The organism is Calditrichia bacterium (assembly GCA_020634975.1).
In the GTDB taxonomy this organism is placed as follows: Bacteria; Calditrichota; Calditrichia; order RBG-13-44-9; family J075; genus JACKAQ01.
The window spans coordinates 1,584,399-1,610,451 of record JACKAQ010000001.1 but is presented as its reverse complement, the minus strand read 5'-3'; the positions used below and the strand labels follow the sequence as shown (position 1 = coordinate 1,610,451).

Here is a 26,053-nt window from a genome sequence, read left to right as displayed (position 1 = left end):
GTGGTTAAAATCCAGTCTTATCCCAATCAGGCACTTCACGATCTTTGACTTTGGACATGACTTCGTCAAAATCGCTAAAAATCTGTTCTTTGGAAAAATCTTTCCAATAATTGTCTATTTGTTGCCCGGCTTCAAGATTGCCGATTTCTTTGGTAAACATATACATGGCGAGCTGATTGATAGAAATTCCCTGCTCTTCTGCTACCAAAGCAATCCGATGTTTCAATTCTGCCGGAACCCTGATAGTTAATACGCTTGCTTTAGCCATGGTTTTTTCTCCACACTTTTACAAATTCTGCAGGAGTTATAATGTTTAAGTCATCAAATATTAATTCGGCATTTTTAAAATCTTTCAGATTGCTCGTGACAAGATAATCACTTTGGCTCACAATCGCCAATTCCACTAACATATTATCATTTTCATCTGGTAAATTCGGGCGAAAAAGGTAATATGTCTGGAATTTTTTTCCTACAAAAGCAATCAATCGAAGAAATTTATCTACATCTCCGCCGGAAAGATCAAAATCACGTATTGATTTTTCCCGTTTCAATACAGCTTCATATTCAGCAAAAACCGGTACTGATAGCGCAATCTGAATTTTCAACGCACGAACCTGTTGAAAAATAAAGAAAGATGCTCCCTTTTTGCTCATCAACGCCTGATAAAGTACATTTGTATCTAAAGTCAATAGCATTGATTAAGATAGTATATATGCTATCAATTGTCAAGATTTTTAACTCCTAGAAATCCCGTTTGGCGAATTTGCGCATGCCCAGCCACAGCGGAACGGTTGCCCACAGCAGCAGCGAAACCATCGAAATGCCGATGCCTCCCGAGCCGCCGAAAAAGCGTTCGAACACGGCGCCGGTGTAGCCCATCAGCGCGGCGACATCGAATTTGAGCATGATGAGTACCCGCGCGAGATCGATCGGGTTAAACGCGCTGAGCGCGATCATCGGTTTTTCCATCGGGTAGTCGCTGAACAGGTATGCGGCGAAGAGCACTGCGCCGTCGTAAATCACCGAAAAAAGCAGATAGGTAACGATTGCGGCGCCCAACCCTTTCACGCGATCTTCAAAATGAATGGCGATGAGAAACGCCAGCGCCAGAAAAATGAGCGTGAGAAACACACCTGAAACGAGCAAAATGCCGAGCGTTCCCACATGTGACGGATCGTTCACGCCGTGCAGCGCAAACGGCAGCAGCACACCGGCGACAAATCCGGCGCAGAGCGGCAGCGCCAGTCCGGCATATAATCCGCTGAACAGCTCGCGGCGTTTGATCGGTTGCGACAGCATCATTTCGATAAATTCGCGGGCGTTGTACAAATACATCACCCCAAAAATGATGCTCATCAGCGGGATAATCAGCAGCACAACGTTCATCAGGCTGAGAATCACTTTGGCGCTGCTGCCGCCGAACCGGAACAACGCGTCGGTCATCAGCAGAAAAAACACACCGTAAAACAGCAGCCATTTGCTGCGGACGATATCGTTGAGTTCATATTTTACAATCTTTATGGTCGTTGTCATTGCAGTTCTCCTTCCATCATCCGGGCGATGGCGCGTTCCAGTTTTGCCTCGCCGGTGTTGTGAATCATGTGTTGCAGCTCGCCGTTGTAGAAAATATTGCCGTCCTGCAAAAATACCAGCCGGTCGGCGAGTTCCTGCACTTCGCTCATCACGTGTGAGGTTAAAATAATGGTGCGCCCGTTGGCTTTTTCGCGGAGAATTTTGTCTTTCAGCCGGCTGCTGGAAAGCGGATCGAGCCCGGCGGTCGGTTCGTCCAGAATCAATATCGGTGCACGAAACAGGAACGCGACGGTTGCGCTCACCTTTTGGCGGGTGCCGCCGGAAAGCGTGCGGATCGGTTTCGCCAGTTCTTTCGCCAGCGAAAATTCGTGATACAGCGCTTCGTCCAGCTCACCGGCGTCGCTGCGGAGATCTTTTACCATCCGCAAAATTTCGTCCACGGTCAGGTTTTCCGGGAAGCGGGCGATTTGCGGCATGTAGCCGATCAGCTTTTTGTATGCCACATCGCCGTTGACGCGTTTGCCGTCCACCCGGATTTCGCCGGCATCCGGCTTCACCAATCCCAAAATGGATTTGATGAGCGTGGTTTTTCCCGAGCCGTTCGGTCCCAAAATGGCGGTGACACTGCCCGTTTCGATGCGCAAATCTACCCCTTTGAGCACATCCAGCCGCCCGAAACTTTTTGTCAATCCGTTTAATTCTATCATTTTATTTGCTCCAATTTCAATTTATTTGACATGAGCACGGCGGACAGGTGTTGCCTGCCCGCCGAAACCCATCTCTCACTCACTCGCATTTAACCCACTTAACCCCAAGTTTTTATGCAATTTGTCAACCCTGACAGGATGCATCAGCGGGCGATCGTCAACCAATGTTTCCGGCGTGAGCACCGGGAACACGTTTTCTGCAACATCCAGCAAATCCACAAACAGGCTGCGCAACATGATCAGCGCAGGCGGGATTTTGCTCGACAATCAGCGAAAACAGCCGCACCGGACGAAACGGCACATCGCCGAAACCGTCGCGGTTGAGGTCGTATCCGCTGTAATTTCCCCAATAATTTCCCGAAAAACGGCTGAAATTGTTGCGGCTGTTGGTCGCGACATCGAACGCGTTGGCAACGAAATTATTCTCCGAAATAACGTTGTCTGCGCAGTTCGCCATAATTTTGATCGCCCAGCCGTTTTCCCGGAAATCGTTTTGCCGCACGTCGATGCGGCTGGAATTTTCCGCGTAAATGCCAATCGAATTTTTGATGAAAAAATTGTTGCTGATTTCGCTGTCGGTGATGTCCTTCAGCAGCAAACCGAACGCTGCGTTGCCCCAGTTCTGGTCGAAATGATTGCTGGTCATTGTGACATTTTTGGTGTACATCACCGCCACGCCCGCGCCGTTGTTGCGAAAGGTGTTGCCCGTATAATGGCAGCCGTCCGAAAACATGAAGTGCAGTCCGTAACGCAGATTTTTTTCGCTGTGGTTATCGTGAATATTGCCGCCCTGCACAAATTCAAAATAAATGCCGTCGCGGTGACCGGTGATGCGGTTGTTGGACACCTCGATATCGCGGCAATACCACAGGTGAACGCCGTTGCCGGATGCCGCTTCGGTTTTGGCGAATCCGCGAATGCTGTTGTTGGATATTGTGCAATCGCGTGATTTTGCCAGATAAATCGCAAAAAATGTATTCAGAAAACGGCAGTTTTCGATGCGCACGTTGGCGCATTCTTCCACTTTCACGCCCGCTTTGTCGTCCACAAAACTGACGCCGCAGTTGCGGATGTCCAGATTTTTCAGTGTGACGTAATCCGCTGTAACCGTGATCACCTGATGATCTTCTTCGCCGTCGATAATCACTTCGCCATCACCGATGATGCTTACGGATTTGTTCACTTCAACCGGGCTTTCGCGATAGGTGCCGCTTTTCACGATAATCACATCGCCGCTGTCCGCCACGGCAATCGCCGCCCGGATGGTCGGTAGTTCCGTGCCCGGCTGCACCGTCCATTCTTTTGCGGAAAGTCCGGTTGCCAGCAACAGAATCATCACTGCGATCTGCCATTTTTATATATGTTCATTGTTTTTATTTCCAAATTTTTGCGGGGCGAACGCAACGTCCGCCCGCGCAATGGTTTACTAATTGGTCGCTACTTCGGCTGCACAGCCGCCGCAGCAAGGTTTCTCCGAATTTTGGGCAGGCTGGTTGCCTGTTTTTTGGTCGAGAATTGTGAAAACATCTTCCCAGGCGAGCACATTACCGCCGTATTGTGTTTGCATTTGTTGTGCGTCCGTGCGGTTGGCGTAGCCGGACAAGTTCATGCCCATCGGGCTGGGTAAACCGGCGCTGTGCAGGAAAGCCGCATCGCTGACTTCCACCAGATTGCCGGGATTGTTGAACGGCGTGATCCACATGGAATGCACATCGCTGTGCGGCACGCCATCTGCCAGATAAAAGGCTGCGAGGCATTCGATCGAGTCGAAGGTATAAATTTTACCTTTGGTTGTGACCAGTTCCGCGCCAAATTCCTGATCCATAATCATCATTTTGCAGCGGGCGCAGGTCGCTTCGCCGTAGCGAATGGCTTCGGGCGCAGGATTACACGCCCACAGAAGGCTTAGCAACAGGATTGCTGCCGCTTTTTTGAACAGTGTTTTCATTGGTTTTGACTCCGGTTGAACGTTTGGTTGAACGGGGTGCCAGAAAAATGGCGATCAGCCCGGCCAACGCGGATGCGGCCATCAGGTATCCGCCGATGCCCGGCAGTGAGGTCGCGGTGAAATTGAGCAGTTGTTTGCTGCCGAGCAGCGGCGGCTGGTAACTCATGCCCGGTATTTTGATGATGGCGTGTTCCATATCCAGATTGTGCCCGTAATCGTATTCCCACAGATAAAAATCATATAGCCCGACAACGCCGAGAATGGCGAACAGCGCCAGCCAGCCGATCATCAAACTGCGTTTGCCGCTGTATGCGGCGATGAGCCCGAGCACAATCATCAGCCCGATCAAAACAGGCATGATTTTCAGTTCGGCAATGGCGTCCGGCTCAATGGTTTTCATTCCGATGTAGTGGTTTAAATTGTTGATTTTATTGAGGTCATGCGGGTTTTGCCCGTCCACGGTATTCACCCAAATTTCCAGACCCAGCCCTTCCGGATATTGCGGCGCGTCCAGCGAAATCTGCCAGATCGGTACAAAATACACGCCGATCAGCAGCAGCGCGGCAATGGCCATCAGGACTTTGGAATTGCGGTTCATGATGAACTCCTTTTTGGAAATCGCTGCCGGGAGCAGCGCAAACCACTCCCGGCAGCTGAAAAATTATCGTTTGTTAAAGCTGATTTTGATATCCGAATTTGCCGGTGACACCCGCAAATAACCCTGCATTTCCTGGTGCAGCGCGGAGCAGAAATCCGTGCAATAGAAGGGATAAACGCCGGGTTCTTTCGGTTCCCAGATGATTGTTTTGGTATCGCCGGGCATAACCAGCAGTTCGGAGGTATTGGCGCCCATCACTGCCAAACCGTGCGGCACATCCCAATCCTGTTCCAGGTTGGTGGTGTGGAAATACACTTTGTCGCCCACTTTCACGCCTTCGATATTGTCCGGGGTAAAGTGGCTGCGGATCATTCCGAGATAGATGTGCACTTCCTTGCCTTTGCGCTCAACCCGTGCTTCTTTTTCGCCTTTAATGGCTTCCGGATGCGCGTTTTTCTCGATCGGGTAGAATTTGGTCGAGTTTTTCATGACCAGTTCCGCCGGAATGCCTTGTGCGTAGTGCGGCTCGCCGATGGTCGGGAAATCCAGCAACAGCTTCATTTTGTCGCCGCTGATGTCGATCAGCTGTGCGCTGTGTGCCAGTTCCGGTCCGGTGGGCAGGTAGCGGTCTTTGGTGATTTTGTTGAGCGCCACAACGTATTTGCCCCACGGTTTCTGGCTGTCGCCGCCGGGGATCATCAGGTGACCGATGGAATAATACGTCGGGATGCGGTCAACCACTTGCCAGGTGCCGATTTCCCATTTCACGATTTCCGACGAAATGAACGCGGAGGTGTACGCGAAACCTTTGCCGTCGAATTCGGTGTGCAACGGGCCAAGCCCTGCGTTCTGCACTTCACCGGCGATAACGGCATCATATTTCAACACCGGGATTCCGTCGATTTCTTTCTCAAATGCTTTGTTTTCAATAGCTTGAATCATTTTGCTGAACGAGTGCACCGGAATAACCGTCGCCAGTTTACCGCCGCCAACGATGTATTCGCCGGTCGGATCGACATCCACGCCGTGCGGCGATTTCGGTGTCGGCAGGTAATAAATCAGCCCGGGAACGTCTTTCGGATTGATCACTTTTACAGTTTTCTTCGCTTCGGATTTGGCGATGCGCGATTCGTGATCGATGTAATTGTGGCGATAATTTGCCGGCATTTCGGTGAATTTTCCGGCTTTCAACGCTTCTTCCGCTTTTTTCCAGTTTACCGCAGCGATAAAATCCTTGTCATTCTGCGAAGCGTTGATTTCCAGCAGCGTATTCGCTTCTTCCGTGTTGTAGCAGGTGAAAAATGCCCAGCCGAAGGACGGGCCTTTTCCGGCATGCGCCAGATCGTAATTGTAACCCGGGACAATAATCTGGAACGCCAGTTCCATATGCCCGTCTTTTCCGTACGGGTTAATGAAGGACATCGTGCCTTTGAAATGCTTTTTGTAATCTGCAATCGATACGTCTTTTTGCGGAATCGGCACGCTGAAACGGGTGGACGCAACGATGTATTCCGAGTTCGGCGTAATGAACGGCGATGCGTGGTTTCCCGCGGAATTGGGGATTTCCAGAATATCATCCGTTTCGAAATCCTGCAGGTTGATGCGGGCAACGCGCGGTGTATTGTTTGCGTTGATGAACACGGAGCGCCCGTCCGGCACGCCGTTGGTTTGCGACAATTCCGGGTGGTGCGCATCGTCCCAGGGAATAAAACCGTGGCTGGTGGTCAGCATGGCTTTGGTTTCCTCGGAATAGCCCCAGCCGTTTTCCGGATTCTGCGAATACACCGGAATAACCCGGAGCAACCGTCCGGAAGGCATGCCGTAAACGCTCATTTGACCGCTGAATCCGCCGGAGAAAAAACCGTAGAATTCATCGTATTCGCCGGGTGCGACATACACTTTGGATGCGGCGTCGCTATCGCCGATCATCGCACCGGATTGATTTTGTTTTGCGGTGCAGCCAATCGCGATGACGATCAGAGAAATCACCGCGAGTACTCCTACCCAAAACTTTTTATTTTGAGAATTAGCCATAAGTACTCTTCCTCTCTTATCAGTTAGTTTGGTAATTTGTTGTGGTTTAAATTGATGTTTCATATGAGTTTAGTTGCCTTGCTGTTGACGCAGATATTCCAGAACGTCGCGCGCTTCGTCTTTGGTGAGATTCTGGTTGGGCATCGGCGTGTAAAATTGCGCCAGCATTTTTTGTGCTTCGGGATGCAGTTTGAGCATCTTTTCCGGATCGAGAATCATGTTCATCACATATTCCGGTTTGCGGCGGCTCAGCACATCGCCGAGCGCAGGACCGACGTAGCGTTCACCCATTTTGTGGCAGGCGCTGCATTTTGTGTCGAATACGGCCACGCCGCGTTCCGCCATTTTGGCGTCCACAGCGCCGAGCGTGAGGTTTTCGGTGACCGGCCCAACGCCGTGTTCGGTTTGCCAGGCGGTCAGTTGACTGCCTGTGTTTGCTGCAGCCGATGGGCTGTTGTTGGATGCGGTTTTAGCGTTGGAACCGTTTTCCTGCGCGTTATTACAGGCCATCAGCCCGACTGCCAAAACTGCCATCAGATAAATTTTGAATGATTTCATGATATATCTCCTTTAAGAATTTAAATTCGTATTTAAGAGTATTTTGTCTTAAATAGGGTCAAAAAAAATTAGCTAGTTAAAAAATTCCATTCGACATCTGTGAGCCGCAGCCCGCGTTCGCGAACCCTTTTGGCCATTTCTGAAACCGTGGTTTGGTTGAACATTTTGGCGATATCGCCGCGAATACCTGCCCATTGTTCATGCAACGGACACGGTTTCAGCTCGCCACAGCCGGGAAGCCCGAGAATGCAGGCGCTGAATAAATTCGTGCCGTCAATCGCCCGGATAATTTCCCCGAGGTAAATCGAATCTGCCGGTTTTGCCAGGGCAATGCCGCCGTTTGGTCCGCGATACGATTGCATGATATTTTGCTGCGTCAACGTTTGCAAAATTTTCGTTAAAAAGTGAAACGAAATGCCCAACGCTTCCGCCGCGCGGTTGATGGGCACATATTTATCTGCTTCCTGCGTAGCCACAAAAAGCGTGGCTCTTATTCCGTAAATGCATGTCTTTGATAGTACCATTCCTTAATTCCTGTATTTCAGACTCTTTTGTCTTAAATATATTCGTTCAAAATCTGATTGTCAATAGCGAAAAAATATTTTTTTCACCAGTCAGGGCAATTCCGTTGTTTATATTGATGTTAAATGAGTCGGAAAACTGTAAAATAATAACCACGGGGAGCAAATGCCGTCGGTCAGTCGCTGGTTTATCAAATCCGGGATGATTTATTTTATGTTTTCGCTGATGCTTGCGGTGGGCACGGCGCTCAATCGTGTGTTGTCATTCAGCGATGTGCTTACGTTCGCGCAGCCGGTATTTTTTACCACACACTGATGGTCGGGTGGATTACGCAGATTATTTTCGGCGTGTCCATCTGGATGTTTCCGCGCTATTCCCGCGAAAATCCGCGCGGCAATGATACGCTCAGTTGGCTGGCGTGGGCTTTTCTGAATACCGGATTGTTGCTCCGTGTGATTGCCGAACCGCTGCAACCGGCGCATCCGGGAGTTTGCTGGCAATCGGCGCTGGTAATTTCTGCGTTGTTGCAGCTTTCCGCGGGTGTTTTTTATGTGCTGAACATTTGGGGAAGGGTAAAAGAGCGGTGATGCGATGCCAAAACTGAGTCAAATTTTTGTGAAAAGTTCGCTGCTTTATTTGCTGACAGGTTTTGCGCTCGGCGCGCTGATTCTGTTGCAAAAAGGTTGGGCGTTCTGGCTGCCCGCCTGGCAATTGCTGCCGCTGCACATCGAGATTGTTATTTTTGGCTGGATGCTGCAACTGGTGATGGGCGTGGCATACTGGATGCTCCCGCGCTTCGGTGCGGAGCGCCGCCGCGAAACCGCAGCGTGGCTGGCGTATTGTTTGATGAATGGCGGCATCTTGCTCACGTTTGCAACGCTGTTCGCGGATACCAATGTGCTGCGACTGATCGCGAAAATACTGCAAGTAGCGGCGGTCGGCTGTTTTGTGTTCCACGCCTGGCCGCGAATCAAACCGTTTTCTGAAGTTAAGTAGGGAAATTTCTGATCGTAACCTGTTGGTCATTTTGGCGAATCAAGAATTCCCAGAAATTTCTGCCTGAAAAACAACTTCGCGACTTTTGCGCTTTTACAGAAAGTGCAAAAATTAAGTAAAATCAATATATTACGGAGGATAAAATTATGGCAACACCGGAACATTCAGTGGTAAAAACGCTGGAAAAAATGGTGGAATATCAGGACGGTTCGGTGGTGAGCAAAACCGTCATCGGGAAGAAAACCGGCACGGTAACGCTGTTCGCGTTCGATGCCGGACAATCGCTCAGCGAGCACACCGCGCCGTTCGATGCGCTCGTTTACGTGATGGATGGCGAAGCGGAAATCTCCATTGCCAAAAATGTGCATCAGCTAAGCAAAGGGCAAATGATCATTCTTCCGGCGAATATTCCGCACGCGGTGAACGCGGTTTCCCCATTCAAAATGATGCTGGTGATGATCAAATCCTGAACCGGAACTGCGCCAGCCATATCAGCACAATCCCGCTGAGCATGGCAATGCCGGCGTAAAACAATCCGCTGAACATTTGAATATGCACCACGCCAAACGCCGGCGAGACGAGCAAATATTCCGTTGTCACAAATCCGGCGATCAGCACGGCAGCGCCGATTTGGCTGATTTTCGATGTCAAATTCATCCATTGCTGCTGCGCCAGAATGCCGATCAGCCCGAAGGTGATCACGCCCAAAACCACCAGATGGATGTACGCAATAATCACGTTGCGATTTTCAAACGCGATGTCATCCAGCCCCGGAACGATGGACAGCAACTGAAAAACAAACTTCAGCAACAGCGCAACGCCCGCCAGAGAAACGAGCAATCGCGACCAGAAATTGGGGAATATATCCCGGAAACGGACATTCAGCTTTCCGATCGCAACGTAAAGCAGCACAATGCCGGCGAGCTGCGTTATACCGCTCAAAATGGAAATCGCATAAACCAGCGGCGTTTTCGCGAGATAAATTACCGAAAGCACGTATGCCGGAAAAATGCTGATCGCCAGCGCGAAAAATGCGCCGGTTGCCAGGCGATGCTCGATTTTACCGGATTTTTTCTCGACCGCGAACAGGAACAGCGCCAGAATCCCGAAAATGAACCAGCCGTTGTATTGAAAGTGCAGATAAAAATAAATTGCGACACTATATAATGATGTGCCCTGCAGCCCGTTCGCGCTGATGATCGCCAGTCCCCACGGACCAAAAGTGGACACAAACAATGTGAGCAGCGCCATTTCCACAAATTGCCAGGAATAGCTGTGACCGGTTTCCCGGTGCCGTTTGCCATCGCGCCAGAGCCGCCACACAAACCAGTAGCTTACCACCTGAAAAATTGATGACAGCGTGATGGAAATTGCGCCGTAGCCCTGCTGCCAGAATGACACGGTCATCGCTGCGGAAAGCGCCATGGTGATGCCCAGTTGCAGCGCGTATCGCCCGCGCCGGATCGCCTCCGGCGAGAGAAACAGCGTCACCAGCGCAAAAAACAGCGATTGATAGACCCATCCGATAAATCCCGTGTGCGAATGCGTGTGCAGTGCAAACTGGTAATTCAGGTCGGTTGTCATTCCCGTGAATACGCTGCGCATGATCGCGCCGACCACCGCAACCGTAATCAGGAATAAAAAATTGAGTAACAGCCAATATCGTTTCATCGCAATTGTTTACCTGTTTTGATATGTTTTTCCGTGGAAAATGGTGCTATTTCCAGCCAAACTCGCATTTAAGACTCCTTTGTCTTTAATTTATCGGACGGGAAATAACAAATCAATATAAATGTGAAAAAGTGAACGTTTGCATCCGTTCCCGAATGCGGGCTATATTCGCCAACCGGGAAAAGAGAATTCAACCAGCTTTCCTGTTTAACCGCAAATAATCCGGTAGAAAAAGAAAGGAAAAACCGTGCAGAAAAACTACCGCCACGTGATATGGGATTGGAACGGCACGCTGTTCGATGACGCCTGGCTGTGTGTGGACATCATGAACGGTATGCTGCGGGAACGCAATCTGCCGGAAATGAGCCTGCAAAAATACGCCGAAATTTTTGATTTCCCGGTGCGGGATTATTATGCCAAACTGGGTTTCGATGATGCAATCGATCCGTTCGAAAAGCTCAGCGATACGTTCATCGGTGAATATTTGCGGCGAAAATTTGAGTGCCAACTGCGCGACGGCACCCGCGAAACGCTTGCCGGATTGCAGGAAAACGGCGTGCAGCAATCCGTGCTTTCTGCTGCCAAACACGATCATCTGTTGCGCATTTTGGGGCATTTTGAAATTATGGCATTTTTCCGGGATGTCAGCGGGATCGACAATCACCATGCAGATGGCAAGCTGGAAAACGCCCACGCGATGATGGCTGCGCTAAATTTATCGCCGAAAACGACGCTGTTGGTTGGCGATTCGCTGCATGATTGGCATGTGGCGGAAGCTATCGGTGTGGATTGCGTGCTGATTCCCGGCGGTCACCAATCGCCGGAACGATTGACAGCCGCCAGTGCAAAAATGATTCATTCGCTGCGTGATTTGCGAAAATTATTCACTTTCGAGTAAGTTTTCCAGCCGCACGGGTTTGTATTGTTCCGCCCATTTGGCAAAATCGTTGTCGTATCCGACACGCTGCTGCTGTTCGCGAACGCGTTCGATCAGCGCTTCGATTTGCGCCGCGCTGAGCACCCGCTTCGCCGGTAATGTGTGAATCACATCCCAGCCTTCCTGCTGCGCTTTTTCGTGATCGCTGTCTTTCCAAAACAAAAATTCATCCATCACATGCACGGCAACCTGTTGCGCGTGCAACGCAGATTCGCGGATGTTGCCGCGTCCGGTAACGGCGTTGCCGAGCGCAAAAACATGGTCGTAGCCGCTCATTTGCCCGGTATCGCGATCTTTGATTGCGAACAGCTCGCCGGATGCGGGAATGCCGGAAATGCATTCCGGAATGCTGCCGATGGAGGAAATAACCAGCGGGCTGCGCACGGTAAAATCGCTGCCGGGAACGTCTTTTACGCGCCCGTCCACCACTTCGGTTTTGCGGAACACCAACCCGGCGACACGATCATTTTCGATAATTTTATCTACCGGTTTTGAGCGATCCTCATATTTGAACAAATATTTTTCCTGCGCATTGCTCAGGATTCGCTGTCGTACCGATCGTGCTTTTTCATGTTTTTCGGGATCATCCGGCAGCGGCGCCAGCGGCATATCCACATCGCGCCGGCGATAATACAGCGTGCAGCCTTTGATGCCCAAATCTTCCCATTTCACACCAAGTTCATCCAGTTTGTGCGGAATACCTTTGTGCTCCAGCGAAAGCACATCCACATCGTGACCGCGTTTTTTGAGCGCGCGCGCCGTAGTTTCCAGCATCAGGATTTTTACCACGTCGATGGATGCCAGCCCGCCGCCGACCACAATCGCGCCATCGGCAATATCGCATTGGTGGCGATTGTAACCCGGCTCATGATAATGGTTGAACCAATCGACAAAATAATTCTGGTAATAAAATCCTTTGTCATGATACGCATCGATGCCGTCAACCGGGAGCGGACGGTCGCGCCATGCGCCGCAGGCCATCAAAACAGCGCTAAACCCCCATTTTTCAACAAATTCCTGAAACTCGATATCGCGTCCCAATCGGGTCAACGGCACATAAAAAATGTTCGGATGCGAAATTTTTTCGTTGATTTTACCTTCTTCTTTATCACGCAATTTTACATGCCATTTGGGCAAGCCGTCCTCAATTTTGCCGTGCGGCAATGCCTGTTGTTCAAAAACGGCAACGTAAATTCCCCGCTGGGCCAGCTGAAAAGCTGCCTCCGAGCCGGCGCACGCGCCACCCACAATCGCTACAAAATGCCCCGGATGAATGGTCATAATGTCGTCCCTCGTGTTAATTTTTTGGAATATATTCAAATCTCTGAAGATAACAAAACAACAGTTGCAATTGTCTGCGCAGGAAAAAAATCAACGGGTATCGAATCCGTTTTCGTGGGTGTCCTGCAAATAAAGGGTTGTGAAACGGGGATGCCCGGTATAAATTATTTGCCGTCAAAAAAATATCACCGAAAAATTATGGCTAAAAAAACACGAAAGCAATCAGCGAAAAAGGTCGCAAAACCAACGGAAACAACGGTTGAAATCCGCAAATCATCGAATATTGGCAAACAATTCGGGCTGATCGTTTTGGGGTTTGGCATTCTGCTGATCTATTTTTATTTGCCGGTTAACAACATTTGGTTCAAAAAACGCATCATTAAATATTACAGCGATCTTCCCGCGCAAATGGCGCTGATGGACGTTCGGGAACGCCTGGTTGCGCGCCATCAAATGAATTTTGAACTACCGCGAATGCTTTCCGAAATAATTCCGGATTCCGCCAAATTGCTGCTACCGCCCCGCCAGTATGTCAAAAATATATTCTCCGAAAAGGTTTTCCAGTGGTATCATTCGGGATTGAATTATTACTATTTCGGACCGCGTGTTTACACCAATTTTGATGCGGCGGACAATCGCGATTGGTCCGAATACGATTTTGCAATCATCGCCAATAACGATCGCGTGGCAAGCATTCCCCAAAAAGAACTACTTATTAAATTTGCCCGCCCGATGTTCCAGCCCACTAAAAATGAACGCGGCGAGATGGTCAATTTACTGATTGTGCCATTGAGCGCACCGGAAATTCTGGAATTGGTGAAAGAGGAATATATTTCCGGTAGCGGCGAAGTGCCGGAACTGGATGACACCGAAATTGAAATCGACGACAATTCATAAAAAAACAAATGCTTATGTGGATTATTTACGCACTGATACATGCGCTGTTGGGTTTTGGCATTTTGCAACGCCTGAAAAATGCGCTGACATTTTGGGAGCAACTGGCGCTGGCTTATCCGTTGGGATTGGGCACTGCAACGTTGCTCACTTTTCTGCTGGATGTATTTGGCATTCCGCTGTCGTTCGCTTTTGGCGGGACTGTTTTGGCTGCCGTGCTGCTGTTTTTGCCTATGTTTTGGCATCGTTCCGGAGAGAAAAAACCGCTGTTCAATTACAATAAACCGGATTTGAAACTCAGCGAAATTGTGATGTTGCTGGCAATTACCGGCATGTGGCTGATCACTTTTTGGCGGGCGTATTACCTGCCCGTCACGCCATACGACGCACTTGTGGGCATCGATCTGGTAGCCAAATTTGCGCTGCTCGACGGGCGAATTGATTCCCAAATGTTTACGGATTTAGCCGGACAGCTAACCACCCAACCGTATTACGCACCGTTCACAATGCTTTGCCAGCTTATTTATCGCAGCGCCGGGCATGTGTTCGGGCAGGTGTGGCTGGGATTTTTTACGTTGGGATTTATCGCAACGCTGTATCTCAATTTTCGCCGGGAAGTTCATCCGCTGCTCGCCGGAATTTTGACGATTGTGCTGCTGTCCATTCCCGAAATTTATGGCTACACATTTCAGGTACAAACCGATTTTCCCAACGCTGTTTTTGTGAGCCTCTCGATAATTTATTTGTATCGATACACCAAAGAAGCAGACAACGGGCTGTTTTGGCTTTCGGCAATTTTGATGGGTTTCGGCTGTTGGTCGCGTTCGGAAACCATTGCATTTGCTGCACTTACGGTCGCACTATTTTTTCTGTTCGCGTATAAAAAAGATATGCGCGATGCCCTCCAAAAATCGATATTGTTTATGGGCGTCAGCCTGATATTTTTTGCAATCTGGAATCTCTATTACCTGCCGGTAGTGCTGGATTACTCGCCGGAATCCTATTTCAAGTTTTTTTTCTGGGATGGCGAGCGCCTTTCAAAATTGTTTAACGGAATGGTGACAATTGCGTTCAAAATCAATTTTTGGGGATATGTTCCGTACATTTTTATCGGCGTTGCAGTGGTTAATTTGGCGGTTTACCGCGACCGGAAAAACCTGTTTTTGCTGCTGTGGGTGTTCGGCATGTTTTTGGGATTTTTGATGTTGCTGTATCATTTGCAATTGAATTTGTTTGCGAATATCAACTACACCTTTCGGCGCGGCAGTTTCAAAATGTGGCCGGTAGCGATATTTTATTTGAGCACGACAGTGCTCTTTCACAAGCTCTCCGAAAAGCTGAAAAACTGGGAAAATTCATGAGTGGTTGGGATAAACCGGGTGCGATTCTGGTAACCGGCGGCGCCGGTTTTGTCGGCTCGAATCTGGCGATCAGCTTCAAACGGGCGCATCCGGAGCGCAACGTGCTGGCGCTGGATAACCTGAAACGGCGCGGTTCAGAGCTGAACATCCGTAGGCTGGCTTCGGAAAATATCGAATTTGTTCACGGCGATATTCGCAATCCCGAAGATCTGGCGTTCGCCGGTCGCGACATCGCGCTGATCGTCGAATGTTCGGCGGAGCCATCGGTGCTCGCCGGATTCGGCGGATCGCCGGCGTATTTGCTGAACAGCAACCTCACCGGCGCCATCAACTGTTTTGAGGCGGCGCGACTGCACCGCGCAGATGTGGTTTTTCTCTCTACCAGCAGGGTGTATCCGGTGCGCTATCTCAACGATCTCAATTTTGTTGAAGAAGAAACGCGATTTTCGCTGGCAACTGAGCAGCCGTTTCCCGGCGCATCCGCAAACGGCATTTCCGAAAATTTTCCGCTGGACGCGCCGCGTTCGCTTTACGGCGCAACCAAATTGGCGGCGGAGCTTATCGCGCAGGAATATGCGGAAATGTATGACGTTCGGGTGATTATCAATCGCTGCGGCGTAATTGCCGGTTCGTGGCAAATGGGCAAGGTGGATCAGGGGGTTTTTACGCTGTGGATGGCAGCGCATTATTTTGGTAAGTCGTTGAAATACATCGGTTTCGGCGGCGCCGGAAAACAGGTGCGCGATGTGCTGCATGTGGATGATCTGTTCGATGTGCTGGAAATCCAGTTGGCGCAAATCGATCAATTTAACGGGAAAATCCACAATGTTGGCGGCGGATTGGCGAACGCGCTTTCGCTGCAGGAAACCACTGCAATCTGCCGGGAAATCACCGGAAATCGCATTGATATTGCGGCTGGTTTGCAGGATCGTCCCGCAGATATCAAAAGCTATATTTCGGATAATGCCAAAATTTCTGCGGCTTGCGGCTGGCAACCGAACCGCAATCCGCGCCAAACGTTAACTGATATTTTTGACTGGATTCGCACGAACGAACGGGAGCTGAAACCGGTTTTGCATGGATAAAGGGCTACGGAAAACGTAAAAGCACTTCACGAAGCGCAAAAAAACTATCAATATTGCGAAAGCGGAATTTTCGAAATCGCACAACAAAGCCCAAATCTTGACGTTATAAAATGAGATTTCCGTGCTGAAACAGCGCTAATTGTTGACATCAAATTTTCAAAAGGAGAAATTATGAGAAGTCACGAAGTGGATTACGAAATTTTTGGTGATGATATGCAGGTCGTGGAAGTAGAACTCGACCCGAGCGAAACCGTCATTGCCGAAGCCGGTGCAATGAACTGGATGGAAGAAGGCATTTCGTTCGAAGCGCGAATGGGTGACGGCTCCCGCGATGACGGCCTGATGGGCAAATTGCTCAGCGTCGGCAAACGGGTGCTTACCGGCGAATCGATTTTTATGACACATTTCACCAACAACGGGCGCGGAAAACAGCGAGTGGCTTTTGCCGCACCGTATCCCGGCAAAATTGTGCCATTAAACATGGCTGAACTCGAAGGTGAATTTTTCTGCCAGAAAGACGCCTTTTTGTGCGCGGCGCTCGGCACGGAAATCAGCATCGCGTTTACCCGGCGGCTGGGCACCGGTTTTTTTGGCGGTGAAGGCTTTATTTTACAACGGCTTCGCGGCGACGGAATGGCGTTCGTTCACGCCGGCGGAACCGTGCAAAAACGGGTGCTGCAGGGCGAAACGTTGCGGGTGGATACCGGCTGTATCGTCGGGTTTACCAGCGGGATCGATTACGATATTGAACGCGCCGGCGGACTAAAATCGATGTTTTTCGGCGGCGAAGGTTTGTTTTTGGCAACGCTTCGCGGACACGGAACGGTGTATCTGCAAAGCCTGCCGTTTTCGCGATTGGCAGACCGGATTATCGCATCCGCGCCCAAAACCGGCGGCAACCGCAAAGGCGAAGGTTCGGTGCTCGGCGGTCTCGGCGATCTGATCAGCGGCGACAGATCTTGATAAATCTGTCGTTTGAAATCCCGGTGAATGTTGCTTAATTTCACACAGAAGTTGTGTTGAAAAAAATGAGTGAATCGAATGAAAATGTCCGAATTACCCGACATTCCGGAATCTGCGTTAATCCAGATTCCGGTGTTGGAAAACCAGTTTGCCGTCATCAACTATGTGTATTTGAAGGATGGCTATTTTGCACCCGTTTCCGGCGGCGAAAAAAAGCTGGATCAGGATTGCATGACCGCTATTCTGGCTGACCGGCTGGAAATCGCCCCGATGAACGGCAATGGCAACGGCAACACCCCGATTGGCGGGCTATTTCAGGAAATTCCCCTGTTTTTTTTCAACGAAACCGGATGGCTGCAATCCTCGAACGGTTTTTATTTTGTCGATCCGTACGCGATGCGCGGAAAAATTCACGGGCGAAAATATTTGATCGCGGTGAATCCCGATAACAAAATGTATCTGTGGCAGGACGGGCGGGTGGAATTTTTGATCAAAGAAAACCACACCTTTCACTCCGGCATCGAAACCGTGGAAATGCAGGATCAGGAGTTTATCGATATGGGTCCCTACTACCTGATGCGCACCATGCTCGATGGCATTTTGAGCGACAAAAAACTGCACGATTCTCTCACGGACGGCGATTGATTTTTTTAACTCCGGCTGTCAAAAACTCCGGGTAAATCAATCAAAAGGAACGATGGAAACCGTTCCGGATTTTTTACATAACCTATTATAAAATATAAAATTGAACCGCTGTGCAACCTTCGGTAAAAGGAGCGTGCACAATGACCTACCAACAAAAAGTTCAGGATTTTTTAGCGCAGCGGCACATCGCCGTTGCCGGCGTTTCGCGGAACCCGGAAAAGGGCGAGGCGGCAAATGCTATTCTCAACAAACTGAAAGATCAGGGATACAACGTTGTGGCGATCAATCCCAACGCGGATGTTGTGGCGGGCGAGCCGTGCTATCGCCATTTGCGGGACGTGCCCGAACCGCTCGATGGCGTGGTGATCGTCACGACACCTGCGGCGGCGGACGCGATTGTTCAGGAATGTGCGGAGCTGGGCATCCCGCGAGTGTGGATGCACCGTTCGTTCGGCGATGGCAGCGTGTCCGAAACAGCCGTTGCGTTTTGCGAATCGCACAACATCAGCGTCATTTCCGGCGGCTGCCCGATGATGTTTTGCGAACCGGTGGATTTTCCGCACAAATGCATTCGCTGGATCAAATCGGCAAAAGGTGACTTCAAACACTGATAATTTTTCGGGCAAATATTTAATTTACAATCACTTGCGCTACAAATATTGAAATGTGATTCATCAACCGGTTATTGTGGAAAAAAGTTGACATTGGACAATCTTTACAGGAACACGGCTGTTCTGCTGCTCATCTTCTCGTGGTTTCTCGCTGCCGGTGAAAGCCGTTTATCTGTTGAATTTGAACACCTCGGTGTTGATCAGGGGCTTTCGCACAACAGCGGTTTGTGCATTCAACAGGATTCGCACGGCTTTATCTGGATCGGCACTCAAAACGGATTAAATCGCTACGACGGCTACACCTTCAAAAAATATTTTCACGAACCCAACGATTCCACATCGCTATCGGATAGCTACATCAACTCGCTATTTTTGGACAGCCGGGGCGATATTTGGGTGGGCACCAACAAAGGCGGGTTGAATCGGTACGACCGCAACAACGATCGCTTTCAGCGATTTCAAAATGATCCGGATGAGCCCAACAGTATCGGCGAAGGATCGGTTACCCAAATTGCCGAAGACGCCAACGGCACCATTTGGGCGGCTGTAATTTCATCCGGATTGTTCCGGTTTAACAGAAAAAATGGCGATTTTTACCGGATTCCCAACATCTCAGAAACGCCCGGCGGGTTGCGCGGTCAGCGTGTGAACGCGTTGTTTGTTGACCGGAACCGGCGGTTGTGGGTGGGCACAGATGAAGGTTTATCCGTTTTGGTTGAAGATTCACTGGCGATCAACTTCCGCCATTTTTCACACAATCCCCAACATCCCAACAGTCTGGTTTCGAACCAGATTTCTGCAATTTGCGAAGAACGCCGCAACGATGACTCTAAAGTGTTGTGGGTCGGTACCTGGAGCGGGCTTTCGCGCATCCACATAAGTGCAGATGATGAAATAAGTTACACAAATTTTCAACACGATCCCACAGACCCAAGCAGCATCAGCGAGAACCGGATCTGGTCGATATTTCAGGATCGTACGGGAAATCAGTGGATCGGCACATTCAGCAAAGGCCTCAATTTGTTCGATCCCGAAACCGGCACATTTTCCCGGTTTCAAAATGACAACACCAATCCGGCGGGTTTTTCCGGCAACACTGTTCGATCGATTTTCGAAGATAACAGCGGTATTGTTTGGTTTGGCAGCGAAGGCAATGGGTTAAACCTGCTGCTGCCGCGAGAAAAGCAATTCAAATATTTTCAGCACGATCCGGCAAATCCTGCCAGCATCAGCAACAGCGATGTGATCGCGATTTGGGAAGATCCGAACGGCGACATGTGGTTTGGCACCAAACACGGTGGGGCGAATTTGCTGAAATACGACGATCGCAGTCGCGGAAAATTTCAGCGCTTCCGGCACGATCCGGCTGATCCGAACAGCTTGCTGCACAACCGCATTCGCGCAATTTATCGCGATAAACAGCACCATTTATGGCTCTCAAGTTGGGATTTTCTGGGTGGGTTGAACCGCTTTGATGAAACAACCGGTGGCTTTCGCCATTTTCAAAACGATGCGACAAATCCCGCCAGCATCGCGGATAATCAGGTGAAGGCTATCGCCGAAGACAGTTTGGGCAATATGTGGCTCGGGCTATCGGAAGCCGGATTGGATCGTTTCGATCGGGAAACGGGAACGGCAGTTCATTTTCCACACGATCCGGCCAATCCCAATAGCATCGGCGATAACGCGATTATTGATATTTTTACCGATAGGGCGGGCATTTTGTGGATTTCCACATTTAGCGGCGGGCTGAATCGCTTCGATCCGCAAACGAACCAAATTACCCGATTTTTGCCGGAACCGGGCAATCCGTACAGCATCAACCACAACCGCGTTTGGCTGGCGCGGGAAGACCGGCGCGGGCGGCTGTGGGTCGGCACGGCCGGCGGATTGAATTTGTTCGATCGCGAGCACAACCGGTTTTACCATTTTACCGAAAACGACGGTTTGTGCAACAATTCCGTTTACGGTATTTTGGAAGATGATGACGGCAATTTGTGGTTGAGCACTCAAAATGGTTTGGCAAAATGCAAGTTTTTTCCACAGTATGCCGCGTTGCCGGAACGCATCGAATTTTTCAATTACAACGTAAACGACGGCTTGCCGGATAACGAATTTAACACCGGCGCAGCGTTGCGAAGCCGCACCGGTGAGCTGTGGTTTGGCACCGTAAAAGGCGCGCTTCATTTTTTCCCGGACAGTATCCGGATGAATGCCCGTGCGCCAAAAGTAGTGTTCACCGATTTCAAAATTTTTGAAAAAGCGGTAGAACTGGATTCGGCCATCAGCGAAAAAAAGCAAATTACCCTGAATTATCGCGACAATTTTTTCTCTTTTGAATTTGCTGCGCTGGATTTTCGCGAGCCGCAAAAAAACCAGTATTCCTACAAATTGGAAGGCTTCGCAGATGAGTGGGTGTATTCCGGGACGCGCCGCTATGTGACGTTCAACCAACTGGAACCGGGCGATTACGTGTTCCGCGTTCGCGCATCCAACAGCGATAACATCTGGAATGAAAACGATACATCCATCGCCATTCGCATTCGACCGCCGTTTTGGATGACGCTGTGGTTTCGCCTGCTGATTGTTATGGCGCTGCTGATTGCCATTGTTGCTGTTGTGCGCCAGATTGCCACGCGACCGCTGCGCAAAAAACTGCGGGAGATGGAAGTGCAGCAGCAGTTGCAAAGCGAACGGGAGCGCATTTCCGGCGAGTTGCACGACCACATCGGCGCGAACTTGACCGACCTGGCCACCGGTTTGGAAATCACCAAACGATATCTGAAAATCGGCAAGCTGCCGAATACCGGCGAAAACCTCGATTTTCTGGAAAAACATACCCGCAACACCATCGACGAGCTGCGCGAAACCATCTGGTCGCTCAATCAAAATGCGTCCACGGTTTCGGAGCTTTGCGAAAAATTGCGGGAATACATTCACGGACGAACAAAGCTGGATACGCCGCCGGTCATCCAGTTGCAGGAAAATCTAGCGAAAACCAGAATGCTCACGCCGGAGCAATCGCTGAATATTTTCCGCATTTGCCAAGAAGCGATTCACAACGCACAAAAACATGCGGCAGCGCAAAAAATACAGATAAGTTTTGAAATTGCGCAGGATGGCGCACTGAAAATAGAAGTGTGCGACGACGGTGCCGGATTCGAAAACCAGCAATTTTCAGCGAACGGCAGCGGTTTCGGGTTGATAAATATGAAACGCCGCGCTGAAAAAATCGGTGCAACGCTGGACATTCAATCATCAATAAATAACGGCACGCGCATCGCGATCCGCCTTCCGGAATAATTCACCCGGCTGTCGCATCGCCAAATATCCCCGGAAGCGGTGATTGCGCATCTACACAGATATCGTTAAATTGACCTATTATGAAAATTCGTATCGCCATCGCCGAAGACAATCCCACAACCCGCAAACAATATTTGCAGCGGTTCGATTTTTACGATCACATCGAAATTGTAGTGATCGCCGAGAACGGCAAACAGCTGTTGAATGAACTAAAAAAAATCAGCAAACGCGAACTGCCGCAAATTGTGCTGATGGATATCGAAATGCCGCTGCTTTCGGGCATCGAAACCACCGCGCAACTGAAAACGCTGTATCCCGAAATTGAAGTGATGATGCTGACTGTTTTCCGGGATGACGACAAAATTTTTCAGTCGATCCAGTCCGGTGCTGCCGGATATTTGCTGAAAGATTGTTCGCTGGACGAGCTGATCGAAGCCATCGAAGAATTGCGGCAGGGCGGTGTTCCGCTGTCCAAATCCATCGCCCGGAAAGTGCTGGATTATTTGCGTCGCAATCAGGATGATACCGGCAATGCCGACGAAAACCCGGTAGTTCGCGTAACCCGTTTCAATTTGACGGATCGCGAAATCGAGATTTTGCAGGCGATTGTCCGCGACGAAACTGAATACGCCATCGCCGAAAATTTGTCGATCAGCGAACACACCGTGCGGACGCACGTCAAAAATATTTATAAAAAATTGCAGGTTCACTCGCGCGGTGCGGTCGTGAAAGCCGCATACGAGCACAATTTGCTGCCCAAAAAACCGGACGAAAAGTAATCTGTCGTTGAAGGAAATTCCCCGCAGATTCCTGTTTTCGCAAGAATAACAGCTTGCGGTTTAAGCTCGCAACCGGAATTTCCGGAATAACTTCTGCGCCGCGAGATTCAAAAGACTTCTCTCCTTTAAAATCCTCCAAATTCCGCAATTTCACTACCCGATAAACTGCCTCCCCCATCACCGGTCAATCGAAATATACCCGCTACCGGGGATTGAAAAAACGTCGCACCGATCCCTATCTTTTCCAGACTTAAAACTCACTTATATCACTGAATGCTTATTTCTTTTTTATCCAAAACAAAAGGAGTTGTCAAATGACACGTTTAATCAGAGTACTGGGATTGTTGATGTTGAGTGTATTGCTGCTGGCCGCTTGCGATAAATCGAGCACCGAGCCGGAGGAAAACAACACCGTCAACGGGGATTTTGCCGTTACCGTTGGTTCCGGAACCACGCCGCAATATTCCTGGAATGCTGGTAACGCGTTTAGCGTTAGCGTTGTACGCACAGCAACACCAACCACAATTGTTTGGGGAATTGCCACACCCGGACAAGGCAACATCGCTTCACCGGCAACTCATGGCGCAATACCCGCAGGTGCTGTGCCCACGGCTATTGGAACAGTGGAATCTACGTTAACCAGCGGAGTAAAATATCGCGTTTCCGTGACGCTGCTGGATGGCAAAACCGGCTGGACAGAATTTACACCGTGATCCCATTGGTAACGGCAACCTATCGCGCGCTTTGTTTTTTTAACCAATTTTTTACGAACAACAAAAATTCACAAAAAAGGAATATTTATGAAACGGATGTTATTGTTTTTGTTGATGTTATTTCCTGCTTCGATGATGTTTGGGCAGACGTATTGGGAACGGCTACCCGCGCCGAACGGTGCCATCGAAGTCAATTGTTTTACCGAAGATGTTGCCAACAGCCGGTTTTACGCGGGCTGTGTGCTGGGCAGGGGGATTTATACATCGTCGGACAACGGCGCAAGTTGGTCGCTGAAAGCCAATGGTTTGCCAGTTAATTGCGATGTCCGAGATCTCGGGGTTGATAATTCTGGTGCTGTTTACGCAACCATAAATAGCGAGGCTTCCAAAAAAGTGTACAAATCCGCCGATTTTGGCGATTCGTGGACAGAGTTGTTCAGCAGCCCGGAAAGCGGCACCAGTTTTTTTGTAACCGCAAACGGCACTCTCATCGTGTATTCAGATGCGCAGACCGGCGGATCCGGTGTTCACCAATCCACAGATGGCGGCGCAACCTGGACCAAAATCAGCGAAGGATTGCCCAGTTATGATGTTTTTATTTTTACCTATTACTACCCGATTACAGGATTTACCGAAGACAATTCCGGTAATTTGTATGCATCGGTTCGCTCAAATAACAACGAATCCTCCGGCGTTTACAAATCCACCGACGGCGGCGCAACCTGGACACGTTCCAGCGAAGGCATGCTGGCAGACAGAAACACTTACGGTGTTGTAACCGGTGCAGACGGGCTGTATGCCGGTGTCAAAAATCGCGTTTACAAAAGCACAGATGGCGCCGCAACCTGGGCAAACACCGACTCTTTGCCGATGTCCCCTTCAACGAATATCCTAAAGCTGGCTTGCAACGCAACCGGCGAGGTATTTGCCTCCACCACCAGCGGCACATTTAAAGCTGGCACGGGCGGAAGCGGATGGGCATCGATCAACAACTTTTTTTCGTATGCCAAAGATTTTGATATTCTGAATGACGGTTCATTTGTATCGTGCGGATTGGGCAACGGGCTGGATGGCGGGATGTATCGCTCAACGGATGCCGGTGCAACCTGGGAATTGATGAATAACGGCATCAACAATACGGTCACTTACGCATTGGAAGCAACCCCGGACGGACGCATTCTCAACGGGGTGATCGGGCATGTTGATGTTTCGAATGACAATGGTTTGACATTTGATCGCGTTGAGCTGCCGATTGGCAATATTATCCGCGATATCAATTCAAACGCATCCGGTGCAATCGTTGCATGTTCGGGGGATGGAATTGCAACATCACAGGATGGCGGTGCTACCTGGACGCAAACCCATGCCGGTGATTTTTATTGCTTTACGACGAATGCAGACGGCAGTTTTTTGGCAAGCGGTACTGTCGGATTATCACCGGAAATTTTTAAATCAACCGACAACGGACAAACCTGGTCGGTTTATGGCAATGTCGGCGGCAGTGCCAGAGCGCTGTTTGAAACCTCCACCGGAACAGTACTTGCCGGCAATTATAACTCCGGCATCTTTCGATCCACAGACGATGGTGCAACCTGGACGAAAACCTACGATGTAAACATCACCGTACTGGATTTTGCGGAAGCGGCTGACGGCACCATTTACACGATTACATTGCTCGGACTGTTGAAGTCAACGGACGGTGGCGCAACCTGGGAAGACGTAAACACCGGTATTTTCCATCAATATTCAGCGTTGATTATCAAGGGCGGCAGCATGTTTTTGGGCACATCCGACGGGCTGTATCTGTCGACAGACAATGCCGCAAGTTGGACAAGCCACAAAGAAGGTTTGCTCTACACCTACCTCGCGTATTTGACTCTTGCAAATGACGGTTATTTATACGGCGCCGGCGGTGCGGGCATTTATAAAAGTTCGCAAGCTGTCGTCACTGGTATTGGCGATTTTGCCGGCGAACTGCCTGAAGGCTTTGCGCTAGCGCAGAACTACCCGAATCCGTTTAACCCGAACACAACCATCACATTCAATTTGCCGCAGAACGGGCGTTCCGGACTTGGATTGGTAGAATTGAAAATTTTTGATTTGCTCGGAAAAGAAGTGAAAACGCTCATCAGTCAACCGATGGCTGCCGGATTCCACAGCGTGCAGTGGAACGGCGATAACAACACCGGGCAATCGGTTACCAGCGGCGTTTATCTCTACCGTTTGAGCGCCGGTGAGTTGGTTGCAACCCAAAAAATGATGTTACTCCGATAGAGCTTCCGGAGGGTGTGCACAACCCGGAAAGCGGCAACCGGCCAGTGATTGTGCCGGTTGTCGCATTTTTTATTTATACCCGATCGATTTGATTCGCGCGTTTCCACGCCCATCTACCATTGCCGTAACAATTGGTGAAACAAATGTCGAATCCGGATTGAATCGCAACCGTTCCTCCCATTCTTTGGCGCTTTTGGGATCGGTGAAATACGATTCGATGCCGTAATTCAGCGAAAGCACTGTGTTATCGGAAAGCCAGGTATTGTAAGCCACAATCCCTTTGATGAACCGCCGGTTTTCCGGGCGATGCTGCCAAACGCCATCGGCAACAAACACATCGCCGCGCTGTTTCAGCGAGACGAACAGCTCATCGCCAAAGTTGAGATTGCCTTCCTTCGGCAAATCATTTTCCAGTGAATCGAGCGGCAACCGGTTGATATCGTAAAATAAATAAACATAATTCCCGCGAAATAAATCCCGTGGATCGCGCAGGGTTACTTCCAGTTGCACCGGCTGGCCGGTCAGCAGCGGTAGCATCGCCATCAGCAGCATCCCACCGACAATCGCCAGTTGAAACACCACCAGCGCGATAAGTATGTATTTGTTTTTCATAGTGTTAAATTCTCTTATTTATCTTTTA

The 26,053-nt window shown here is 49.8% G+C and carries 27 protein-coding genes and 1 pseudogene; 15 read left to right on the top strand and 13 right to left on the bottom strand.

Features of this window, described 5'->3' with window-relative positions:
* Nucleotides 1-4: 4 nt before the first annotated feature.
* From H6629_06535 to H6629_06490, 10 genes and pseudogenes are all read right to left on the bottom strand, one after another.
* Nucleotides 5-268 (bottom strand): toxin-antitoxin system HicB family antitoxin, encoded by a 264-nt coding sequence (locus H6629_06535; protein MCB9067449.1) that lies wholly within the window; start codon nucleotides 266-268, stop codon nucleotides 5-7.
* Nucleotides 261-695, bottom strand: a complete 435-nt coding sequence (locus tag H6629_06530; protein MCB9067448.1) for a putative toxin-antitoxin system toxin component, PIN family — start codon at nucleotides 693-695, stop codon at nucleotides 261-263. The genes H6629_06535 and H6629_06530 overlap by 8 nt, the downstream gene beginning before the upstream one ends.
* Nucleotides 696-741: 46 nt before the next feature.
* Nucleotides 742-1,533: an ABC transporter permease subunit gene (locus H6629_06525; protein MCB9067447.1), complete on the bottom strand. Its 792-nt coding sequence runs from the start codon at nucleotides 1,531-1,533 to the stop codon at nucleotides 742-744.
* Nucleotides 1,530-2,240, bottom strand: coding sequence for an ABC transporter ATP-binding protein (locus tag H6629_06520; GenBank protein MCB9067446.1), 711 nt, complete (start codon nucleotides 2,238-2,240; stop codon nucleotides 1,530-1,532). The genes H6629_06525 and H6629_06520 overlap by 4 nt, the downstream gene beginning before the upstream one ends.
* Before the next feature lie 157 nt (nucleotides 2,241-2,397).
* Complete coding sequence (gene nosD / locus H6629_06515) at nucleotides 2,398-3,579, bottom strand: nitrous oxide reductase family maturation protein NosD (protein MCB9067445.1); 1,182 nt, start codon at nucleotides 3,577-3,579, stop codon at nucleotides 2,398-2,400.
* A gap of 87 nt (nucleotides 3,580-3,666) precedes the next feature.
* Nucleotides 3,667-4,188, bottom strand: a complete 522-nt coding sequence (locus H6629_06510) for a nitrous oxide reductase accessory protein NosL (protein ID MCB9067444.1) — start codon at nucleotides 4,186-4,188, stop codon at nucleotides 3,667-3,669.
* Nucleotides 4,189-4,219: 31 nt separating this feature from the next.
* Nucleotides 4,220-4,786, bottom strand: a pseudogene (locus tag H6629_06505) (hypothetical protein).
* Between the two features lie 63 nt (nucleotides 4,787-4,849).
* Nucleotides 4,850-6,820, bottom strand: a complete 1,971-nt coding sequence (nosZ, locus tag H6629_06500) for a Sec-dependent nitrous-oxide reductase (GenBank protein ID MCB9067443.1) — start codon at nucleotides 6,818-6,820, stop codon at nucleotides 4,850-4,852.
* A gap of 69 nt (nucleotides 6,821-6,889) precedes the next feature.
* Complete coding sequence (locus H6629_06495) at nucleotides 6,890-7,378, bottom strand: cytochrome c (GenBank protein ID MCB9067442.1); 489 nt, start codon at nucleotides 7,376-7,378, stop codon at nucleotides 6,890-6,892.
* 68 nt (nucleotides 7,379-7,446) lie between these two features.
* Complete coding sequence (locus tag H6629_06490) at nucleotides 7,447-7,902, bottom strand: Rrf2 family transcriptional regulator (GenBank protein ID MCB9067441.1); 456 nt, start codon at nucleotides 7,900-7,902, stop codon at nucleotides 7,447-7,449.
* 163 nt (nucleotides 7,903-8,065) lie between these two features.
* Here H6629_06490 and H6629_06485 point away from each other — a divergent pair, with 163 nt between their 5' ends.
* The 4 genes from H6629_06485 (at nucleotide 8,066) to H6629_06470 (ending at nucleotide 9,366) form a co-directional block, all read left to right on the top strand.
* A complete protein-coding gene (locus H6629_06485; protein MCB9067440.1) occupies nucleotides 8,066-8,215 on the top strand; it encodes a hypothetical protein in 150 nt (49 codons plus the stop codon).
* A complete protein-coding gene (locus H6629_06480; GenBank protein ID MCB9067439.1) occupies nucleotides 8,215-8,487 on the top strand; it encodes a hypothetical protein in 273 nt (90 codons plus the stop codon). Before H6629_06485 ends, H6629_06480 begins: the two co-directional genes overlap by 1 nt.
* Nucleotides 8,488-8,491: 4 nt before the next feature.
* A complete protein-coding gene (locus H6629_06475) occupies nucleotides 8,492-8,896 on the top strand; it encodes a hypothetical protein (GenBank protein ID MCB9067438.1) in 405 nt (134 codons plus the stop codon).
* Nucleotides 8,897-9,042: 146 nt separating this feature from the next.
* The gene (locus H6629_06470) at nucleotides 9,043-9,366 is read left to right on the top strand and encodes a cupin domain-containing protein (protein MCB9067437.1); all 324 of its coding nucleotides are present in this window, start codon (nucleotides 9,043-9,045) and stop codon (nucleotides 9,364-9,366) included.
* On the opposite strand, the gene H6629_06465 is transcribed toward H6629_06470, so the two are convergent.
* Complete coding sequence (locus H6629_06465; protein ID MCB9067436.1) at nucleotides 9,356-10,567, bottom strand: hypothetical protein; 1,212 nt, start codon at nucleotides 10,565-10,567, stop codon at nucleotides 9,356-9,358. The genes H6629_06470 and H6629_06465 overlap by 11 nt on opposite strands.
* A 247-nt stretch (nucleotides 10,568-10,814) precedes the next feature.
* On the opposite strand from H6629_06465, the gene H6629_06460 reads away from it, so the two are divergent.
* Nucleotides 10,815-11,465, top strand: coding sequence for an HAD family hydrolase (locus tag H6629_06460; protein MCB9067435.1), 651 nt, complete (start codon nucleotides 10,815-10,817; stop codon nucleotides 11,463-11,465).
* Here the strand turns inward: H6629_06460 and H6629_06455 are convergent.
* Complete coding sequence (locus H6629_06455; GenBank protein MCB9067434.1) at nucleotides 11,448-12,785, bottom strand: hypothetical protein; 1,338 nt, start codon at nucleotides 12,783-12,785, stop codon at nucleotides 11,448-11,450. The two genes, H6629_06460 and H6629_06455, sit on opposite strands and share 18 nt — an antisense overlap.
* A 198-nt stretch (nucleotides 12,786-12,983) precedes the next feature.
* On the opposite strand from H6629_06455, the gene H6629_06450 reads away from it, so the two are divergent.
* The 10 genes from H6629_06450 to H6629_06405 all read left to right on the top strand — a co-directional run bounded on the left by H6629_06450 (nucleotide 12,984) and on the right by H6629_06405 (nucleotide 25,413).
* A complete protein-coding gene (locus H6629_06450) occupies nucleotides 12,984-13,682 on the top strand; it encodes a hypothetical protein (protein MCB9067433.1) in 699 nt (232 codons plus the stop codon).
* Between the two features lie 14 nt (nucleotides 13,683-13,696).
* Nucleotides 13,697-15,040, top strand: coding sequence for a glycosyltransferase family 39 protein (locus H6629_06445; GenBank protein ID MCB9067432.1), 1,344 nt, complete (start codon nucleotides 13,697-13,699; stop codon nucleotides 15,038-15,040).
* A complete protein-coding gene (locus H6629_06440; protein MCB9067431.1) occupies nucleotides 15,037-16,125 on the top strand; it encodes an NAD-dependent epimerase/dehydratase family protein in 1,089 nt (362 codons plus the stop codon). Before H6629_06445 ends, H6629_06440 begins: the two co-directional genes overlap by 4 nt.
* 171 nt (nucleotides 16,126-16,296) lie before the next feature.
* Nucleotides 16,297-17,088, top strand: coding sequence for a TIGR00266 family protein (locus H6629_06435; GenBank protein MCB9067430.1), 792 nt, complete (start codon nucleotides 16,297-16,299; stop codon nucleotides 17,086-17,088).
* Nucleotides 17,089-17,166: 78 nt separating this feature from the next.
* Complete coding sequence (locus H6629_06430; protein ID MCB9067429.1) at nucleotides 17,167-17,733, top strand: hypothetical protein; 567 nt, start codon at nucleotides 17,167-17,169, stop codon at nucleotides 17,731-17,733.
* Between the two features lie 140 nt (nucleotides 17,734-17,873).
* A complete protein-coding gene (locus H6629_06425) occupies nucleotides 17,874-18,344 on the top strand; it encodes a CoA-binding protein (protein ID MCB9067428.1) in 471 nt (156 codons plus the stop codon).
* Between the two features lie 87 nt (nucleotides 18,345-18,431).
* A complete protein-coding gene (locus H6629_06420) occupies nucleotides 18,432-21,647 on the top strand; it encodes a hypothetical protein (protein MCB9067427.1) in 3,216 nt (1,071 codons plus the stop codon).
* A gap of 80 nt (nucleotides 21,648-21,727) precedes the next feature.
* On the top strand, nucleotides 21,728-22,426 hold the full coding sequence (locus H6629_06415; GenBank protein MCB9067426.1) for a response regulator transcription factor: 699 nt from the start codon (nucleotides 21,728-21,730) through the stop codon (nucleotides 22,424-22,426).
* Between the two features lie 314 nt (nucleotides 22,427-22,740).
* The gene (locus tag H6629_06410) at nucleotides 22,741-23,139 is read left to right on the top strand and encodes a hypothetical protein (protein ID MCB9067425.1); all 399 of its coding nucleotides are present in this window, start codon (nucleotides 22,741-22,743) and stop codon (nucleotides 23,137-23,139) included.
* Nucleotides 23,140-23,226: 87 nt separating this feature from the next.
* Nucleotides 23,227-25,413 (top strand): T9SS type A sorting domain-containing protein, encoded by a 2,187-nt coding sequence (locus tag H6629_06405; protein MCB9067424.1) that lies wholly within the window; start codon nucleotides 23,227-23,229, stop codon nucleotides 25,411-25,413.
* A 69-nt stretch (nucleotides 25,414-25,482) separates the two neighbouring features.
* On the opposite strand, the gene H6629_06400 is transcribed toward H6629_06405, so the two are convergent.
* Nucleotides 25,483-26,025, bottom strand: a complete 543-nt coding sequence (locus H6629_06400) for a GDYXXLXY domain-containing protein (GenBank protein MCB9067423.1) — start codon at nucleotides 26,023-26,025, stop codon at nucleotides 25,483-25,485.
* Between the last annotated feature and the right edge of the window lie 28 nt (nucleotides 26,026-26,053).

Excerpts from the sequence above, each read along its gene's own strand:
- H6629_06535 (MCB9067449.1), bottom strand. The coding sequence starts at position 268 with ATGGCTAAAGCAAGCGTATTAACTATCAGGGTTCCGGCAGAATTGAAA.
- H6629_06530 (MCB9067448.1), bottom strand. The coding sequence starts at position 695 with ATGCTATTGACTTTAGATACAAATGTACTTTATCAGGCGTTGATGAGC.
- H6629_06525 (MCB9067447.1), bottom strand. The coding sequence starts at position 1,533 with ATGACAACGACCATAAAGATTGTAAAATATGAACTCAACGATATCGTC.
- H6629_06520 (MCB9067446.1), bottom strand. The coding sequence starts at position 2,240 with ATGATAGAATTAAACGGATTGACAAAAAGTTTCGGGCGGCTGGATGTG.
- H6629_06510 (MCB9067444.1), bottom strand. The coding sequence starts at position 4,188 with ATGAAAACACTGTTCAAAAAAGCGGCAGCAATCCTGTTGCTAAGCCTT.
- nosZ (MCB9067443.1), bottom strand. The coding sequence starts at position 6,820 with ATGGCTAATTCTCAAAATAAAAAGTTTTGGGTAGGAGTACTCGCGGTG.
- H6629_06495 (MCB9067442.1), bottom strand. The coding sequence starts at position 7,378 with ATGAAATCATTCAAAATTTATCTGATGGCAGTTTTGGCAGTCGGGCTG.
- H6629_06490 (MCB9067441.1), bottom strand. The coding sequence starts at position 7,902 with ATGGTACTATCAAAGACATGCATTTACGGAATAAGAGCCACGCTTTTT.
- H6629_06485 (MCB9067440.1), top strand. The coding sequence starts at position 8,066 with ATGCCGTCGGTCAGTCGCTGGTTTATCAAATCCGGGATGATTTATTTT.
- H6629_06480 (MCB9067439.1), top strand. The coding sequence starts at position 8,215 with ATGGTCGGGTGGATTACGCAGATTATTTTCGGCGTGTCCATCTGGATG.
- H6629_06475 (MCB9067438.1), top strand. The coding sequence starts at position 8,492 with ATGCCAAAACTGAGTCAAATTTTTGTGAAAAGTTCGCTGCTTTATTTG.
- H6629_06470 (MCB9067437.1), top strand. The coding sequence starts at position 9,043 with ATGGCAACACCGGAACATTCAGTGGTAAAAACGCTGGAAAAAATGGTG.
- H6629_06465 (MCB9067436.1), bottom strand. The coding sequence starts at position 10,567 with ATGAAACGATATTGGCTGTTACTCAATTTTTTATTCCTGATTACGGTT.
- H6629_06455 (MCB9067434.1), bottom strand. The coding sequence starts at position 12,785 with ATGACCATTCATCCGGGGCATTTTGTAGCGATTGTGGGTGGCGCGTGC.
- H6629_06450 (MCB9067433.1), top strand. The coding sequence starts at position 12,984 with ATGGCTAAAAAAACACGAAAGCAATCAGCGAAAAAGGTCGCAAAACCA.
- H6629_06445 (MCB9067432.1), top strand. The coding sequence starts at position 13,697 with ATGTGGATTATTTACGCACTGATACATGCGCTGTTGGGTTTTGGCATT.
- H6629_06440 (MCB9067431.1), top strand. The coding sequence starts at position 15,037 with ATGAGTGGTTGGGATAAACCGGGTGCGATTCTGGTAACCGGCGGCGCC.
- H6629_06435 (MCB9067430.1), top strand. The coding sequence starts at position 16,297 with ATGAGAAGTCACGAAGTGGATTACGAAATTTTTGGTGATGATATGCAG.
- H6629_06430 (MCB9067429.1), top strand. The coding sequence starts at position 17,167 with ATGAAAATGTCCGAATTACCCGACATTCCGGAATCTGCGTTAATCCAG.
- H6629_06425 (MCB9067428.1), top strand. The coding sequence starts at position 17,874 with ATGACCTACCAACAAAAAGTTCAGGATTTTTTAGCGCAGCGGCACATC.
- H6629_06415 (MCB9067426.1), top strand. The coding sequence starts at position 21,728 with ATGAAAATTCGTATCGCCATCGCCGAAGACAATCCCACAACCCGCAAA.
- H6629_06410 (MCB9067425.1), top strand. The coding sequence starts at position 22,741 with ATGACACGTTTAATCAGAGTACTGGGATTGTTGATGTTGAGTGTATTG.
- H6629_06405 (MCB9067424.1), top strand. The coding sequence starts at position 23,227 with ATGAAACGGATGTTATTGTTTTTGTTGATGTTATTTCCTGCTTCGATG.
- H6629_06400 (MCB9067423.1), bottom strand. The coding sequence starts at position 26,025 with ATGAAAAACAAATACATACTTATCGCGCTGGTGGTGTTTCAACTGGCG.